The sequence below is a fragment of the Bacteroidota bacterium genome (genome assembly GCA_017303975.1).
Taxonomy (GTDB): Bacteria; Bacteroidota; Bacteroidia; order JAFLBG01; family JAFLBG01; genus JAFLBG01.
In genome coordinates this window covers 46657-64385 of the sequence record JAFLBG010000017.1, presented here as the reverse complement: position 1 = coordinate 64385, position 17729 = coordinate 46657, and the positions used below count along the sequence as shown (strand labels likewise).

Annotated in this window: 19 protein-coding genes; 14 read left to right on the top strand and 5 right to left on the bottom strand. The window is 33.0% G+C overall.

The window, feature by feature from the left end; genetic code table 11:
• From J0M08_07690 to J0M08_07680, 3 genes are all read left to right on the top strand, one after another.
• The coding region (locus J0M08_07690; protein MBN8702931.1) for a transposase at window positions 1–334 on the top strand (334 nt) is incomplete at its 5' end.
• Complete coding sequence (locus tag J0M08_07685; GenBank protein ID MBN8702930.1) at window positions 324–497, top strand: hypothetical protein; 174 nt, start codon at window positions 324–326, stop codon at window positions 495–497. The genes J0M08_07690 and J0M08_07685, both read left to right, overlap by 11 nt.
• A complete protein-coding gene (locus J0M08_07680; GenBank protein ID MBN8702929.1) occupies window positions 460–984 on the top strand; it encodes a hypothetical protein in 525 nt (174 codons plus the stop codon). Before J0M08_07685 ends, J0M08_07680 begins: the two co-directional genes overlap by 38 nt.
• A 295-nt stretch (window positions 985–1279) precedes the next feature.
• Here the strand turns inward: J0M08_07680 and J0M08_07675 are convergent, their stop codons facing one another.
• Window positions 1280–1819 (bottom strand): ORF6N domain-containing protein, encoded by a 540-nt coding sequence (locus tag J0M08_07675; protein MBN8702928.1) that lies wholly within the window; start codon window positions 1817–1819, stop codon window positions 1280–1282.
• Between the two features lie 110 nt (window positions 1820–1929).
• A complete protein-coding gene (gene ssb, locus J0M08_07670) occupies window positions 1930–2271 on the bottom strand; it encodes a single-stranded DNA-binding protein (protein MBN8702927.1) in 342 nt (113 codons plus the stop codon).
• A 194-nt stretch (window positions 2272–2465) separates the two neighbouring features.
• Here ssb and J0M08_07665 point away from each other — a divergent pair, with 194 nt between their 5' ends.
• From J0M08_07665 to J0M08_07650, 4 genes are read left to right on the top strand one after another with little or no spacing between them, the layout of a single operon-like run.
• Entirely contained in the window at window positions 2466–2822 is a 357-nt protein-coding gene (locus J0M08_07665; protein ID MBN8702926.1) for a hypothetical protein, read from the top strand.
• Between the two features lie 17 nt (window positions 2823–2839).
• A complete protein-coding gene (locus tag J0M08_07660) occupies window positions 2840–3730 on the top strand; it encodes a sterol desaturase family protein (GenBank protein ID MBN8702925.1) in 891 nt (296 codons plus the stop codon).
• A 17-nt stretch (window positions 3731–3747) separates the two neighbouring features.
• Window positions 3748–6102 carry a penicillin-binding protein 1C gene (gene pbpC / locus J0M08_07655; protein ID MBN8702924.1) on the top strand — a complete coding sequence of 785 codons (2355 nt, stop codon included), beginning with the start codon at window positions 3748–3750 and terminating at the stop codon, window positions 6100–6102.
• Window positions 6103–6139: 37 nt separating this feature from the next.
• On the top strand, window positions 6140–6769 hold the full coding sequence (locus J0M08_07650; GenBank protein ID MBN8702923.1) for a hypothetical protein: 630 nt from the start codon (window positions 6140–6142) through the stop codon (window positions 6767–6769).
• A gap of 58 nt (window positions 6770–6827) precedes the next feature.
• Here J0M08_07650 and J0M08_07645 read toward each other — a convergent pair whose 3' ends face one another.
• The 3 genes from J0M08_07645 to J0M08_07635 form a co-directional block, all read right to left on the bottom strand.
• Window positions 6828–8096, bottom strand: coding sequence for a T9SS type A sorting domain-containing protein (locus tag J0M08_07645; GenBank protein MBN8702922.1), 1269 nt, complete (start codon window positions 8094–8096; stop codon window positions 6828–6830).
• Window positions 8097–8159: 63 nt separating this feature from the next.
• Window positions 8160–9527: a tetratricopeptide repeat protein gene (locus J0M08_07640; protein MBN8702921.1), complete on the bottom strand. Its 1368-nt coding sequence runs from the start codon at window positions 9525–9527 to the stop codon at window positions 8160–8162.
• On the bottom strand, window positions 9506–10012 hold the full coding sequence (locus J0M08_07635; GenBank protein MBN8702920.1) for a hypothetical protein: 507 nt from the start codon (window positions 10010–10012) through the stop codon (window positions 9506–9508). Before J0M08_07635 ends, J0M08_07640 begins: the two co-directional genes overlap by 22 nt.
• 364 nt (window positions 10013–10376) lie before the next feature.
• On the opposite strand from J0M08_07635, the gene rpsA reads away from it, so the two are divergent.
• From rpsA to J0M08_07600, 7 genes are all read left to right on the top strand, one after another.
• Window positions 10377–12206 (top strand): 30S ribosomal protein S1, encoded by a 1830-nt coding sequence (gene rpsA / locus J0M08_07630; protein MBN8702919.1) that lies wholly within the window; start codon window positions 10377–10379, stop codon window positions 12204–12206.
• A gap of 276 nt (window positions 12207–12482) precedes the next feature.
• Window positions 12483–13103, top strand: a complete 621-nt coding sequence (locus J0M08_07625) for a hypothetical protein (protein MBN8702918.1) — start codon at window positions 12483–12485, stop codon at window positions 13101–13103.
• 178 nt (window positions 13104–13281) lie between these two features.
• A complete protein-coding gene (locus J0M08_07620) occupies window positions 13282–13911 on the top strand; it encodes a hypothetical protein (protein MBN8702917.1) in 630 nt (209 codons plus the stop codon).
• A 1-nt stretch (window position 13912) separates the two neighbouring features.
• Window positions 13913–14338 (top strand): membrane protein insertion efficiency factor YidD, encoded by a 426-nt coding sequence (locus J0M08_07615; GenBank protein ID MBN8702916.1) that lies wholly within the window; start codon window positions 13913–13915, stop codon window positions 14336–14338.
• Window positions 14335–15207: a hypothetical protein gene (locus J0M08_07610; protein MBN8702915.1), complete on the top strand. Its 873-nt coding sequence runs from the start codon at window positions 14335–14337 to the stop codon at window positions 15205–15207. The genes J0M08_07615 and J0M08_07610 overlap by 4 nt, the downstream gene beginning before the upstream one ends.
• Window positions 15173–16018, top strand: a complete 846-nt coding sequence (locus J0M08_07605; GenBank protein MBN8702914.1) for a hypothetical protein — start codon at window positions 15173–15175, stop codon at window positions 16016–16018. The genes J0M08_07610 and J0M08_07605 overlap by 35 nt, the downstream gene beginning before the upstream one ends.
• Window positions 16019–16039: 21 nt before the next feature.
• On the top strand, window positions 16040–17728 hold the full coding sequence (locus J0M08_07600) for a DUF4080 domain-containing protein (GenBank protein ID MBN8702913.1): 1689 nt from the start codon (window positions 16040–16042) through the stop codon (window positions 17726–17728).
• Window position 17729 lies beyond the last annotated feature (1 nt).

Sequence of the window (17729 nt, the reverse complement as noted above, 5' to 3'; positions counted from 1 at the left end):
AGCCGGAGGCGAATTGTCGAATAGTTTAAGGGATTTAAAATCATTTACTGCCAAACAATTAATGAAATCTATAGATGAAAATCCTCAAGAAAGTAGAAAAGAATGGATGTTAAACACATTTGAGCATTATGGAAAAATAAGTGCACAAGAGCAGAAAATGCAATTTTGGAAACACGATAATCATCCATTTTATTTATATAGCAACAAGTTGATTCAGCAAAAAATTGATTATATTCATTATAACCCAGTTGAGGCAGGGTTTGTTAATCAACCGCATGAATGGAGACTTAGCAGCGCAAACGAAAATAGCCCAATACCTTTAGATGAAAGATAATAAGCAGAGCTTATGGAGATATACAAAGACACTAAGCCCAATCGCACGAATGCAAGGCTTCAGCTTAGCGCCTACGGGGGAACATAAAGGAGCAATAAATGCGGGTTCAAACGCTGCCAAAGAGTATGGAGAAAAAAATAAAGCAAAAAACAATGATGAATAGATTAATTATAATATTTCATTTGTTGATTACACAGGGTTTTTTACATGCCCAAAAAACCAAAACACATATATTTAGCAATGAAATATCTTATTATAAAAAGCTTGATCCTGTTCTATTTAATACGGTAGACTCAATTTTAAAAACATATAAGGAAGTTAATACAAATGACACCTCTTATCCTATAAGAATCAACAATGTAATAAGTTCAGTTCAACCAAAAACTATTGGGAAATATCCTGATGATTATTTTAATTCAGGAATATTTTTATTTGCAATTAATAGCTCACACAGTACTGATTATATCTTAATAAGGGATCAGAACAAAGAAATTCGTTTTATAGCATACTTTGATTTTTCAAATTTAATTCAAGCATATTTAGAATATATAAAAATGAATAGCTCCCTAACTAAAACGGAGAAATTAAAATACTTTGATTGCATAAAGGAATATTTGGAATTGTATGGAGAGGATAAATCTGGGTTTTGAAAATATAATCCCCCTAGTAGGCGCTAAGCTGAAGCTTGGCATTTGTGCGATTGGGCTTAGTGTCTTTATAATATATCTCCATAAGCTCTGCTTATTTATTGTCCATCTATAGGTATTGAGCTATTTTCGTTTTTACTGTAAAGTCTACATTCATTCGGCTGATTTATCAGCCTTTAATGGAATTGTAAAAGCATAAAAGCAGGTGCAACTTACAATATTTGCTTCACACTTAGCACTATTACACAGACATGGCTTCAGCTTAAAGCTTACTGTGCGTAATGGCTTAGTAAGGTTTTTAGGTAAGTTTGTATCCAATTTTAGGTCTTTCCTGTTTATTCTCTTTCTTTTCCAATAGTTTATCTAAATACTGAAAAACCAGTTCAATGTTTTTGCTCTGATTGCCTAGTTTTTGCTTTATTTGTTCTATTTCTAGTCGTATTTCTGTGCTATCAATAAGCATTTGTTTAAGGCGTGTAAATATTCTAATAATTTGAATGTTTACTAAAATAGCTTTTTCGCTTTTCAAAATACTTGATAACATTGCTACACCTTGCTCTGTGAAGCAGTAAGGTTTGTGACGCAAACCCATTTTGTCAGAATTGGAGGTCACAAATTGTGATCTCCAATTCTCAAATTCAGTAATGCTCATTTCAAACATAAAATCAGCTGGGAAACGTTGCATATTTCTATTTACAGCTTGTTTTAAGGTTCGCGTCTCAACTCCATAAAGTATTGCCAAATCCCTATCTATCATTACCTTTTGTCTTCTAATAAAATATATCTGATTAATTATACTACTATCTGATATCATTACTGGTTCTTCTTTGTTTTCCATTGTACTATATGTTTTGTGTTTACTCCTATTGCTATTCTTTTAAAAAACATAAGCAGCCAGACAAAGTAATTTTTGTCTAGCTGCTTATACAAATCAGGGCTTACAACCAACTATTGTTTCTTAGCGCCTAATACCAGAAGCTCGTTTACTACTATTTCGGTATAGTTGCGCTTTATGCCTTCTTTATCGGTGTACGATTTATTTACCAACTTGCCTTCTATGGCTATTTCTGTGCCTTTGTTCACATATTTCTGAATAATATCGGCTGTTTTTCCCCACGCAATTAAGTTGTGCCAGTAGGTTTCTGTTACTTTTTCGCCCTTGTTATTTTTATATATCTCGTTAGTAGCAATACTCATTTTAGCTAATTTTTTGCCATTGTCTAACATTTTTACTTCCGGGTTCATACCTAAGTTTCCAATTAATTGTACTGAGTTTCTTAATGTGTTCATTTTTCTAGATTTTAAATTGTTATTACTTGTTTTAGTTTTCATCGTTTTTTTTGTGAAGCGCTTCAAACGATTGACGATGCAAAATTGCGACAAGGCGCAAAGGTTATTCGGTTTTTAAGTATTTACATACGAATGTAAGAGTTTGTAGTCGTTTGTTATCGGATAATTTGTATCTTTACTTTAAATCTAACAGCATGGAAAAGAAATGTTTAGAGTGCAAAGAGGTTATAAAAGGACGTATAGATAAAAAATTCTGTTCCGACCTTTGTCGAAACAGTTTTAATAACCGTTTAAATAGCGATTCGGTAAATTATGTGCGAAATGTAAATAATATTTTACGAAAAAATAGACGAATACTAGAAGAGTTAGTTCCCGAAGAAACCGCAAAAACATCTAAAGCAAAACTATCGGATAAAGGTTTTAATTTTGCGTATTTTACAAGTACTTACACAACAAAAAAAGGCGATACGTATTATTATTGTTATGATTATGGTTATTTACCTTTAGAAAATAATTTTTATTTTCTTGTTAAAAAGCGTGATTTGCAATAGTAATTGCTGCGGAAATTATGGAAACCTTTAGCGAAAAATATATTGTTTTAATTTCTACCCCCATTTATGCTATTTTAATTGGGCTTGAGATTATACTTAGCAACATTCATCACAAAAAGTTTTACTCTACCAAAGGTGTTTTAGCCAATGTCTATTTGTCGGCTTTAAATATGGGGTTAGATATAATAATGCGTGGAGTTTGTTTAGTAATACTTGATTTTTTTTACACCTTTCACTTTGTTGAAATTACTTCCACGTTTTGGTATTGGCTAGTTTTATTTATTACAGAAGATTTTTTGTATTACCTATTGCATTACGTAGATCACTATTGTAGGCTCTTTTGGGCTGTGCATGTTACTCACCACTCTTCCGAAGAGTTTAATTTAACAGTAGGTTTTCGGTCGTCTGTATTTCAGCCAATGTATCGGTTTGTGTATTTTATTCCGCTGTCGTTACTAGGTTTTAAAGGTATAGATATAATGTTGATGTATGCGAGTACTCAAATTTATGGCATTTTAATTCATACACAGTTTGTTGGAAAATTGGGCTTTTTAGAATGGTTTATGGCTACACCATCGCATCATCGTGTGCACCATGGGATTAACGTAAAATATTTAGATAAAAACATGGGCATGGTTTTTATTATTTGGGATAAATTATTTGGTACTTTTCAACGTGAGGAAGAAACTGTAAAATATGGGCTTACGGAAAATATCAACACCAACCATCCGTTGCAACTCGTTTTCCATGAATGGAAGAATATTTGGCAAGACATGAAAAAAACACCATCGCTTAAACATAAGCTTCTGTATGTTTTTGGCCCTCCCGGATGGAGCCACGATGGCAGCAAAAAAACATCTAAACAGCTAAGAGCTGAACTAGAAGCCCAGAAAGGACTAAATAGTTGAAAAAGAGATTCCTCTTGTTGGCACAGTTCTTAAAAAGAAAAAAAAGGTATTTAGTTTTTATCTTTTGTCTACTTTTTGTTCTGTACTGGTTTAGCCTACCCAAACATTTATTTACAGCAGATTATTCTACCGTTATGGTAGATGAGAATCATGAATTACTTTCGGCTCAAATAGCTCAGGATGGGCAGTGGCGGTTTCCCATTAATTATGATATTCCATCTAAGTTTGAAAAATGTATTTTGGCGTTTGAAGACAATTATTTTTACAAGCATCCCGGCATAAATCCTATATCCTTATCTCGAGCTTTAGTACAGAATATTAAAAGAAATAAAATTGTAAGTGGAGGAAGTACTATTACAATGCAGGTTATACGTCTTTCTAGAAAAAATAGAAATCGAACTTTTGTTGAAAAGTGTATCGAATTCTCATTGGCAACTCGTTTAGAATTATCGTATTCAAAAAAAGAGATTTTAGCATTGTATTGTGCTCATGCGCCATTTGGAGGCAATACCGTTGGTTTGTCTGCTGCTGCATGGCGCTATTTTGGTCGCAAACCCGAACAGCTATCTTGGGGCGAAGCAGCTACACTAGCTGTATTGCCTAACAGTCCGGCTCTTATCTATCCTGGTAAAAATCAAAAAAAATTACTGGTTAAAAGAAATAGATTACTCAAAAAGTTGCAAGCTCTTTCTATCATTGATGCTGAAACTGCCAACTTGGCTATGCAAGAACCCTTGCCAACGGCAGCTTTTAGAATGCCCAATACAACACAGCATCTTTTAAATAGAGCTATTAATGATGGATTAAAAGGTACGTATATACATGCTACCATTGATGCTCAGTTGCAGAAAAATGTACAAGCCATCGTTGAGCAACATCATTCCGTTTTAAAAGGGAACCAAATTAATAATGCAGCTGCTATCGTTCTGAATACTTCTACCGGCAATGTATTGGCGTATGTTGGAAATGTAAAATTGAATAGCGAAACCAAGTATGGAAATGATGTGGATATAATTTCCTCGCCAAGAAGTACCGGCAGTATTTTAAAGCCTTTTTTATTGGCTTCTTGCTTGAGCGATGGTCAATTGCTTGTAAACTCACTAATTCCGGATGTGCCAACACAAATAGGTTCATACTCTCCTAAAAATTTTACGTTGGACTACGAAGGTGCTGTGCCTGCAAAGCTTGCATTGGCGAGGTCGTTGAATGTGCCTGCTGTTAAACTATTACAAACTTACGGTGTAGATAGGTTTTCTATTATGCTCCGAAAACTTGGTATGACAACACTTACTAAGCCATCCTCGCATTACGGATTGTCATTAATATTAGGCGGTGCAGAAGCCAATTTGTGGGATGTGGTAGGTATGTATTCAAGTATGGGTAGAATTGTATCTAATTATGCAGCCTACGGAGGTAAGTATTCTGCTGCCGATATTCATCCCCCAACATATATAAACAAGCCAAAGCAAGAGCAAAGTACAAGCGAGAACTATTTATTGGATGCAGCATCTATTAAATTAACTTTTGATGCAATGGTAGAAGCCTACAGGCCCGAGCAAGAATTAAATTGGCAACTGTATGGTGCTCCACAAAAAGTAGCATGGAAAACTGGTACCAGTTATGGATTTAGGGATGGGTGGTGTGTGGGAGTAACCCCTACTTATGTTATTGGTGTGTGGGTTGGAAATGCAAGTGGAGAGGGCAGAGCAGGGCTTACCGGAATTTTGACTGCTGCACCAATTATGTTTGATATCTTAAAAAAACTTCCACCAACTAATTGGTTCGAAAAGCCTCACGATGCTTATACGGAAGCCATTGTTTGCAAGCAAAGTGGATATTTGGCATCTCAAGTATGTAATGAAATAGATACAATAAAAATTCAACGGAAGGGCATTGCATCAAAAGTTTGTCCATATCATATTACAGTGCATTTAGACAAAACAGAAAAATGGCAAGTTACAAACGAATGCGAGCCTGTAGAGAATATGGTTTCAAAACCATGGTTTGTGCTCCCTCCAAGTCTTGAATATTTTTATAAGTTGAAGCACCCAACTTATTCTACACTCCCTAATTTTCGACCCGATTGTAAAACGAATGCGGAAGTTCCTATGGAATTGGTATACCCAAAGCAAGCTTCTAAAATATTTATTCCAATAGATTTGAAAGGAGAAAAAGGGAAAGTTGTTTTTGAAGTAGCGCACAGAAACAACAAAGCAAAAATATTTTGGCATATAGATGAGCAATATATTGCTAGCACATCAGTTATACATCAAATAGCTATTAATCCCACTATTGGAGAACATGAGCTTACCATTCTTGATGACAATGGATTTTCGTTGTCTCATAAATTTGAAATAATTGGAAAACAATAATACTTTTTTATATATTAGAAAGGTAAAACCAGATATTATGATTTATCGTTTTAGAGTTGTATTCGAAGATTATGAAGATGTTGTGAGAGAGATTGATATTAAATCAAGCCAAACATTTAAAGACTTGCACACTTCTATTCAAGAGTCTGTTGGTTTTGATAATAAACACAATGCATCCTTTTTTCAAAGTACCGACTTGTGGAAGAAAGGAACCGAAGTTATTTTAACTGCAGAGAAGGAAGCTGATAAATCGAAAAAATTAATGAGTACCACCAAATTGGCCTCTCTAATTGACGATCCACATCAAAAATTTATTTACCTATACGATTTTAGTTTCGGTTGGACTTTTTATATCGAGTTGCTTAAAATTATTGAAATTGATGCAAAAGCAACGTATCCTAAAATAAGCAAATCTGTTGGTGTAGCTCCTAAACAATATAAAAACAATACACCACCGCCTGTTGTGGATGAAGAGGACGATGAGTTACATGAAAAAAAGAATCATAAAGAAAAAATATTCAACGAAGAAGAAGCGTATGATACAGACGATGCTTCCGAAGACGATGATGTTTTAACTGAAGGAGATGACGAAGAAACTGCCGATGGCGAAGAAGAAGCAGGAGGGGAGTTTAGCGATACTGAATCGGAAAGCGATTACGCAGAGTAAACCGTATCTACTAATCAATTTTTCTTTTGACAAAAAGTATTGCTGTTACTGCAATTTTTTAGTCAGTAACAACAAGCCTTTCAACCTGTCTCATATTCTCCAATTCTATTTCAACAAAATAGACTCCTTTATTCAACTTGTGGGTATCTAATAATATATTTTTGCTACTAGATTTTACAGAAATTTCTACTGCTCCAAATGTATTATAAACAGTTAAGTTTGAAATAGGTGTTTGTGCAGAAATGTTAATTGGGCTATTACCAATCGAAGGATTGGGATATATAGAAAAAGTTGGTGTATTGCTGCTATTCAAGTCATTTATACCAACCGATGCACAATTAAAATAGGAGTAATACTGTTTTGTATAATCTATAAAACTACCGGTAAAAAACAATTTAGTTAATTGGTAGGTAATTTCATTATTGCTATTGTAGGTATTATAGAATTTGTAGTTATCGTCTATCACAGTTCCAGGTTGGCTAATATCATATTTAATAAAATTACTGCTATCCAAAAGTGTTTGGTTCCCAAAATAGTTATAGGTACTAGAAAATAATTTATACTGACTTTGGGATTGACTCCAATTATAGTAAAATATAGAGTCATACCGTGCACTATCATTTTGTGTGTAAATGTATTTATACAACGGATTAAAACCTCCATTGTAGTATAAAAAATTCTCAAAATAAATTAGGGAATCGTTTAGGCCGTATGCCATTGTGTCTATTGAACTGAATCCCCAAACAGGTGCACTTACTCCAATATTTGGATTATAATAGGCAATATTGCTTGTTACCTTTTGATTGCTGTTAAAACTTGTACTTATGGTTCTATAATTTAATTCAGGAGCAAAAGTAGGAGGGTAGTCTGCATTGTACCTGTGTATAGAATCTAATCGGTTTCCTGTATAAAACCATCTGTTTACGCCATAAAGCAACCAGTTGGCGCCTGTGTTGTCTAAAATAAATACGGTATCTCGTTCTTTTTTGTCTGCTACGTATTTATAGTAAAATAAATTTCCGAATTGGGTTAATCCGGTAGTTATGTCATACGTAACTAACGAATAATAGGTGTGTCTATTTAAAGAATCATAATTTTTATATTCTTCAACTTGCTTAAGTGTCATTATGTTGTTTCCGGGGTTTCTTCTGTACCAGGTAGTTTTTGTTGGTCTGCAACTTAAATCATAGCTATAAATTATACTGTCAAAATCAGCAAACTGATTTACTGCAATAGCTTGATCGCTTGTTATTTGATGAATTTTATTTTGTGATTTTACTAGTAATGTAGCGCTAATAAAAAATAAAGCAAGTACTAATTTTTTCATTGTATCAATTTGTAATTTTAATTTTTTTTAATGCAAAAGTAAACATTAAGCAGTATTAAAAAGCTACTTCCCCATTTTTTGTAAATCTTCTATATAGAGAGGATCTACATTATATCCATTTTTTTGAGCTACTAGTGCATCTTTAAGCGCATCGGTATAGTTTCCGGTAGATTTTAATGCAATAGATCTATTCATATATGTGCTCCATCCATCCGCTTTTAGCTCGATAGATTTCGTGAAATCAGCAATAGCAGCGGTGTAGTTGGTAAGTATGCTGTTTACAATTCCTCTGTTACTATAAGCCTCTGCATAGTTTGGCTTTCGTCTTATAACTATATTGTAATCGTTTAATGCTTCTAGCATTTTACCACTCTTTCCTAAAGATTCTCCTCTTGAATAGTATGCATCTATATTGTTTGAATCTTTAGAAAGTACGTAATCAAAATCTTTTATAGCATTTGTAAAATCGTTTTTGGTTTTGTAACTATCACCACGACTCAAGTAGTTTTGTAAGTTAGTTGGGTCTTGCTTTATAGCCTCTGTATAATCAGCAACCGCAGCATCGTAATTGCTTAGTTTATGATTTGTAATAGCTCTGTTTTTGTAACCGCTCGGATATCTTGATTTTAACTTTACTAATTCCGTAAAGCAAGGAAGGGCTTTTTTATAATCGCCTAATTCGGCATAAGCAGCACCCAAATTATTGTAAATTATAGGCGCAGGATATTTTTTTAACGAGTCGGTATAAAGTGTAATGTTATCTTTCCATTTTAAAATTCTATTAAAACTTAAAAACAACAATACCACAGCAATTGCACAAATTGTTGTGTTTTTAACTAATGTTCTCCATTTTAATTTTTCAAATTCATGCGCAATTATAATAAACAAACCAATGTACGGTAAATAAGTGTATCTATCTGCAATAATTGCATCTCCAACAGGAATGAGTTGTAGAACAGGACCAATAGTAACTACAAAAAATAAGAGTCCGAAAATCCATACAGAATCTCTTTTTTTTAATTTATAGATAATTGAAGCAAGTGCTAAAATTATAAAAGGTGCTACATAAACCCAGTTTGAATTTATTTTGTCGTTGGTTTCGGGATAAGGGTAAAAACACGATAAATTAATTGGCAATACTAGCTTAGACAAATATTGAACAAAGCCGTAACATGAAAATAAAATTCGTGTAAAAAACGAGAAATATTCAAAATCTTGAACAGCCCCAGATTTTTTTTGAATATAAATGGCCAATCCTCCAAAAATAAGAGAGATAATAAAATGTGGAATTTTTTGAAGTAAATTTTTCCGAGAAAGTGCATTCTTGAAAATTAGCATATCCACCAAAATCAAAACAAAAGGCAAAATAACCGCCTGCGCTTTCGACAGAATTGAAAAAACAAACGCAATTAACGAAAGAAAAAACAGCAATTTTTGCCCTTTTTGTTTAAATAACAGGTAAAAAACAACTGAAAGCAAGAAAAAAACACATAAACCAAATCTTTGCGTGCCGAAATCCATGCCACCGATTCAACATGCATTGGATGAATGCTAAACAGCAAAGCTGATATAAATGCTATCTGGCTATTTTTAAATAAAAAGGTTATTAAATAGAAAAGTAGCAAGGTGTTTATGGTGTGAAAGATTAAATTTGTTAAGTGAAACCCTTTAGCGTTTGCACCCCAAATTTTATAGTCTATCAAATAAGTAAACATACTTATGGGCTGGTAATTTCCGACATAAGTAGACTTAAATAACAACTTTATATTATTTATTTTAAAATCTTGAATATCAGTATTTTGAAAAACATATTGAGGGTCGTCTAAGTTTATGCTTTTATTGTTTAGTGTAGGTAAAAACAAAACAACCGTTATAACCAACAGGAGAATAAACAAATAGCCTTTTCTTGAAAACATGATACTAATTGGAGTTGTAAATTTGTGGTTAAAATTAGGCATCCTAATTTTTAATTGCAAGTTGATAGCTTGTGAACAAAAAATCTCTAAAATTTTTAAGTTGCTGATTATCAATACACATGAATTTTTTAATAAATTTAACAGCTTCAAGTTATTAACAATTAAACTTACATTGTTAATAATGAGCCATTTGCGCCTGAATAGAGTAATGCATGAGCTTTTTATTGTTAAATTTTACAAATAACTAGTTTACTTTCGGCTGTTTTGATATATTTGCTTCCTGATAAAAAACTGCAAGTAGGGTGCAGATGTAAAACATGTTTATTGATACCTACTAAATAAACACATTTTTAAAAGCCGAATCATGGCAGAAACAAAAACACAAGAAGTAGCAGATGTTGCTACATTAGAAGATTTCAATTGGGATGTGGTTGGAAACAAACACAACAATTACACAAAAGCTGAGAAAGAAAAATTAGAGTCTCTTTACGAAAAGACATTAAGAACTATTTCGGATGCAGAGGTGATGGAAGGTACTGTTGTTACGAAAAACAACAAAGAAGTAGTTGTAAATATTGGATATAAATCTGACGGAGTTGTTGCTCTTTCAGAATTTAGATACAATCCCGACTTAAAAGTTGGCGATACTGTTGAAGTTTATATCGAAAACCAAGAAGACAAAACCGGTCAATTAGTTTTATCGCATAAAAAAGCTCGCGCCATGAAATCATGGGACAGAGTTAACGATGCGCTTAACAATGACGAAATTATTAAAGGTTTGGTTAAATGCCGTACCAAAGGTGGTCTTATTGTTGATGTATTTGGAATTGAAGCGTTTTTACCGGGTTCTCAAATTGATGTTAAACCAATTAGAGATTACGATATCTACGTTAACAAAACAATGGAGTTTAAGGTTGTTAAAATTAATAACGAATTTAAAAACGTTGTTGTTTCTCACAAAGCTCTTATCGAGGCAGAACTTGAACAACAGAAAAAAGATATTATTTCTAAATTAGAAAAAGGACAAGTATTAGAAGGTACTGTTAAAAACATTACTTCTTACGGTGTGTTTATCGATTTAGGTGGGGTAGATGGATTAATCCATATTACCGACTTATCTTGGGGTAGAATTAACCATCCTGAAGAAATTGTAAAACTTGATTCGAAAATAAACGTAGTAATTCTTGATTTTGATAACGATAAAAAGAGAATTGCACTTGGATTGAAACAACTTACATCTCATCCTTGGGATGCTTTAGATGCTAAATTACAAATTGGCGATAAAGTAAAAGGTAAAGTTGTTGTTATTGCTGATTATGGTGCATTTTTAGAAATAGCTCCTGGCGTAGAAGGCTTGGTTCACGTTTCTGAAATGTCATGGTCTCAACATTTAAGAAGTGCACAAGACTTCTTTAAAGTAGGTGACGAAATTGAAGCACAAATTTTAACTCTAGATAGAGAAGAAAGAAAAATGTCTTTAGGCGTTAAGCAACTTTCTCCGGATCCTTGGGCTGACATTATCAATAAATATCCAAAAGGTTCTAAACATACCGGTACAGTTCGCAACTTTACCAACTTTGGTATATTTGTTGAGTTAGAAGAAGGTGTAGATGGATTAGTTCACATTTCTGATTTGTCTTGGTCTAAAAAAATAAAACATCCATTAGAATTTGCAAAAGCTGGCGATAAGTTAGAGGTTGTAGTTCTAGAAGTAGATGCTGAAACAAGAAGATTAAGCTTAGGTCATAAACAATTAGAAGACAATCCTTGGGATGTATTTGAAACAGTGTTTACTGTTGATTCTATTCACAAAGGAACAATTTTAAGTGTAAATGATAAAGGTGCTGTTATTTCATTACCATACGGTGTAGAAGGATTTGCTCCAACTCGTCATTTGGTTAAGTTAGATGGAAAATCAGCAGGTGTTGATGAGGTTATAGATTTTATGGTTCTTGAGTTTTCAAAAGAAAACAGAAAGATAATCGTTTCTCATGCAAAGATTAACGATGCTAAAATGGTTGAAGAAAAAGTAGCTAAAACTGCTGAGAAAAAAGCAGCATTTAACGAAACTAAATCAGCTGTTAAAAAAGTAAAAGATAACCAAGAAAAAACAACCTTAGGAGATTTGTCTGTTCTTTCTAATTTGAAGAAAGAAATGGAACAAACCGAAAAAAAAGGTGATTCTAAAGAATAGTTTTTCAAAGTAATAATCCGGCTTAGATAAGCCGGACTATAAAAACCAATGCCATGGTTTTTAGGATCCCCACACCTTCGAGGTGTGGGGATTTTTTATTTACTCTATTATTGTGAATGCAGTGCAGAATTTAAAATAGTTGAAATGCAAGATGTTTTGCAGCTCATGTTTATATCCTAGAAAGAATATCTGTAATTTTTAGCAATGCCTTTATTGGAGAGTATATTGGTGTTAAACGACAAAAAATGTATATTAGAACAAACAAAAACTTATAAAATGAACAAACAAATTACCATTAAAACCATTGCTTTAATAATTGCTATTAGTTGGCTAGTTAAACCAAATTCTGTTTTTGCTCAAAAAGAAAAAGGAGATATTGTAGTTACTGGCGGTGCTAGTTTTAGTCTAGTTGGCCTACTTGCCAATTTAGCTAAAGAATCAGTAAATACTTCCGGAAGCAGCGCAAGTATTAGTGTAACTCCCGGTATGAACGTAATGCTTGACTATGGTGTAGCAAAAGTATTTAGCTTAGGTGTTGCGGCTTCTTATCAAAGCCTTACATCAAAATATTCAGATTATTATGATGACAATGGATATTATTTTGTTGGTAATTTTAAAACTACCATTTCCAGAACTAATATTGGTGTTCGACCATTGTTTCACTTTGGTGGAACTAGTGAAAATTTAGATATGTATGCAGGTGGAAGAATTTCTTATACACTTTGGTCTGTAACAGGAGATAATACAGGTGAATTTATTAATCAGTTTAACTCACGTCCAACATTCCAAGCACTAGTTGGGATGCGCTACTTTTTTACTCAAAACATTGGATTTAATTTAGAAGGTGCAATTGGCTCACCTTATTATGCAATGATGGGATTAAATTTAAAATTTTAGACAAACATTTAATGGGTTTTAAAAGCCTCAATCATTTTGATTGGGGCTTTTTTATGCACTTAGTTTATTATACATTTGCCATCCAATACGGAATTATATGTTTATTCGTTTCATTTTTTGTATTTGTATTGTTTTCACTTTTGCATCTTTTGCGCCAATTTATCAACTAAGTATAAATATGACAGCAAAAACCCTGTATAAAGCAAAGTATATTTCGGCAGAAGGTAAGGTTGGCTATAAAAATATAGACGGAAAAATGGTAACCTACTTTAGCAAACCTATGGAGCGATACATTGTAACCGATGCCAAAGGAGATTATAAAATGTACGATCCTGCTACCAATACGGTTATTAGAGAATTGGGAATGGAATACAGCTCCAAATACAGCTTTATAAACTGCTTTATGGCTAATAAAACCAGCGATATGGGACTGCCTAATCTTGGCTTTAAGCTAAGCGATGTAAGAACAGAAGATAAACTACTAATTAAAAACTGGATTGGCTCTATAGTATCTAAAGCAGGTGCTGCAACTGCCGAACTTGTATATGAAAACAACTTGCCTATTTATATTGGTATTTACAATCCTAAAAAGGAAATAGACAACAAAACCTACTTTGGAAATTACCAAAAGGTTGGGAATATTAATTTTCCGATGTCGGTTACTGAAATTACATTTATGACTCCTCAAGATTCAAGTATTACCAAAAGAACCTATTCGTCTCCGATGTTTAATGAGCAGGCAGATTCTAAGTTAATTGATTTTATTATTCCTTCGAATGCAAAAGTGGTTACGAGTCCTAAGAAGTAGTGTGTTGCTGCAAGTATTTGCACTTTTATCTGTTGCTCAAACAAAGAGTGACTGGGGTATAGCGTTAAGCAAAGAGTTTCCGGATAGTCGATTCAACGAAAGAAAAGTTTCGTACTTGTTTGCCGACAAAAAAAATGTTTTTGTAAAGTACAATCCTGTGAGTTTGTTTTTTGGAGGCTCGTTATTTGTTTACCAAAAATATATTTCGAAACAATTAGGTGCAGATTGTCCTTATGAAATAAGCTGTTCGTCTTTTAGTCGCCAAGTAATACGCACCTACGGATTGCTAAAAGGAATTCCGCTTACGGCAGATAGGCTTACAAGATGCACTGCAATGGCAAAAAGAGATTTCAATTATTATCATCTTAGAGAAACATCAAATAGAATTATCGATTCTGTTGAAACCTATCAACATCTGCATTATTGAGACGCTACAAAACATATAAGCTGATTGCTTTTTTTATTGTAATTACAAACATCTTACATTCACAAACAAGCATTGCAGAAGAGTTTTCTTTTGTAAGGTATTTATTGTCCAATAATTTGTTGGAAGATGCTAATTATGTGTTAAAAAAATGTAAAACCACATATCCGGAAATTTCAAGTACAACAGTTGATTCTATTGATTTTATTATTGCAAGTAATTATCATAAATCGAAAAAATTTGATAGCTGTATTGTTTATTTAAAAAACATAAGTTCTCCATCTTTAAAAACAAAAAGCGCGTTGCTGCTATCATATAGTTATTTATTTACCGGAAAAAGAATGTTGGGCGATAGTATTGTTCATTCTATTAAAGTAGATACAACAGATGATATGAACCACTTTATAAATTATCAAAAAGCGGCAAGTGCACTTTTGAATAGAAATTGGCGGTCATTCGATTCTATTTCGAGTAGGTTTGGCGAAAAAGATTATAGACTAGCTAAAGAAGAAAAAGATATTTTGATGTACTATGTGGATTTGAAAAAAATTAAACGAAAATCGCCATTTGTAGCCGGATTGCTATCCGCTGTTATTCCCGGATCGGGCAAAATGTATGCAGGGTACAGTGGCAAGGCATTATCGTCATTTATGCCAAACTTAATATTTGCAACTGCCACAGCAGAGTCTATTTATAGAGATGGTTTAAATACACCGCAAACCTACATTTTTGGGTCGCTGTTTACCACATTTTACCTTGGAAGTATTGTTGGAAGTGCCTATAGTGTAAAACTTAAAAGAGCTGATAAGTATAAAGAGATAGATAATGAGATTTTGTTTGACATATATAATTCTTATAACCGTTACAAATAGTTTATTTGCAACTACGTTTTTAGATGCAGATAGTTTATTTTCTATTAGGCTGTATAGTGATGCTGTAGTTGCCTACGAGCGACTTGCATATCAATCTGAAACTTCGATTGATTTTGATAAGTCGTTATTAAAAAAGGCAAATTGTTATAAGCAATTGGGATGTTATCCGGAAGCAGAAGCAACTCTTTCGAGATTAGTTTTTACTGAAATTTCTGACACCTTGGCTGCGGAGTGTCGGTTTCAATTGGCATTGTGTTCGTATTTAAACTCAAATTTTAATTTAGCAGAAACTCAATTATTGCAGCTTAAATTAGATGTCACAAATCCTGCGCTTACATTGAACTCCGAGCTATTGCATATACTTATTTTAAATGAAAAATTTAAATGGAGCGATTGCAAACTACACATACAATCTATCGTAAAAAACTACCAACTAAGTTCTGCAATGAAAGATTCTTTGCTTTCCTTACTAAACAATGAGTATGCAGACAAAAAGCTTCCTAAACTTAAAATACCCGGAAGGGCAGAGAATATATCTGTTTTTTTACCGGGAATGGGGCATGTATATTCCGGATATACAAAAGAAGGAATTTGGAGTTCAGTATTCAATTTGTCCGGCTTTGCTTTTACAGGTTTGTTGGTGTACAATAAATATTATTTCTCTTCATTTACAATTGGTACCGGCTTGCTTCAAATGTTTTATGTAGGCGGCATTCGCAGGTCGAAATTTTTAGCAGAAAAAAGAAACGATGTTATTAAGAAAGAATTCAATAGCCGAGTTAAAATTAAATTAACCCCGTTATTGATGTAACTTTGTTTCTAAATTAAAAGCATGCGTATTCTTCTTACAACTCTTAATGCGAAATATATTCATTCTAATTTAGCTATTAGGTTGTTGTACCAATTAAACAAGAGCTTTGATGGGCTAGAGTGGAAGGAATTTACTATAAAAGAATCAAAAGTTGACATAGCAAATTATTGTTCTAGTTATACGGTAGTGGCATTTAGTTGCTATATCTGGAATATTACGCCTACCATTGCCGTTATAAAGGAATTAAAAAAAATAAATCCACACATTACAATAGTGTTGGGCGGTCCTGAGGTAAGTTATGAATGGCAAGAAATAATAGCATTGCCGGAGGTTGATTACATAATCGTAGGGGAGGGGGAAATTCCATTTAGACAATTTATAGAATCGTTCCCTAATGTAACTAATGTTGCAGGGCTGGTAAGAAAAACAACCGAAGGTGTAGTGCATAATCCTGCTCCTGTAATGTTTGATTTAAAGGAGCTCGAACATATTAATCCATACTCAGACGACAATGTTGAGGAGTTGAAAAATAGAGTTTTGTATTTAGAAACATCACGCGGATGTCCGTACAAGTGCGAATTTTGTTTGGCTAGTTTGGATAATAAAGTTCGCTATTTACCTAACGATAGTATTAAAGCAACGTTGTTGTATTTAATGAAACATGGAAAGGTAATTAAGTTTTTAGATAGAACATTTAATGTAAAAAAGGACTTCACACTTGATATATTCAAATTTATATTGGAACATCATCATCCGGATAATGTTTTTCAATTCGAAATTACAGCCGATATTGTTCATCCGGACATTATTAAGTATATAAACGAACATGTGCCTCCAAACTTGTTTAGGTTCGAGATAGGAATACAAACTGTTAATCAAAAGGCAAACTTAGAAGTAAGTAGAAAACAAAATTTCGAAAAAACAAAAGGTGTAATAAATGCCTTGTCTAGTAAAATTGAAATGCATCTCGATTTAATTGTTGGGCTACCGTTAGATTATTGGGATGATATAAAATATAGTTTTGAAGAAGTATTTAAATTGTTTGCTCCGGAACTGCAACTTGGGTTTCTTAAGTTTTTGAAAGGTACTCCGGTGCGAGACAAACATAATCAACATGAATTTGTGTTTGATCCAATGCCACCGTATCAAATTATAGAGAGTAAATATTTGTCTAAAGTAGAACGTACTAAAATAGTAGATTTAGAAAATATATTGGAGATTTACTGGAATAAGAAAAAAGCAATTAATACGCTGAAATACGTTACTTCGAAATACAGTGTTTTTGATTTTTTTATTGAATTAGGTAATTTTTTTAAGTTAGTAAGCGATTTTCATAAACACTCTTTGGAAGAAACGTATGTTATATTGGATAAGTATGCTAATGAGTATTTTCCGAATGATACGGTGCTTAAAGAGCTTATTGCTATTGATTATCATGTGTACCACAAAGTAAAACCGAAAAATTTATTTAAAGAAGATTTAGAACAAAAAGCGAAGTATGAGCTTTTGTTAAATCAAAATTTAAATCATCATAAAAACAGATACATTGTATTGCCTATCTCTTTTGATTTTGACGAATTTCTTTCTTCACAAACAATAAAGCTTGGTAATTACCCACTAATTATACAATACAACGGAATTAGTAAGCCAGAGATTGTTTCTCCTAAAAACTATAACGGATTGTTAGAGCATAGTAATTTGGAACACTAAT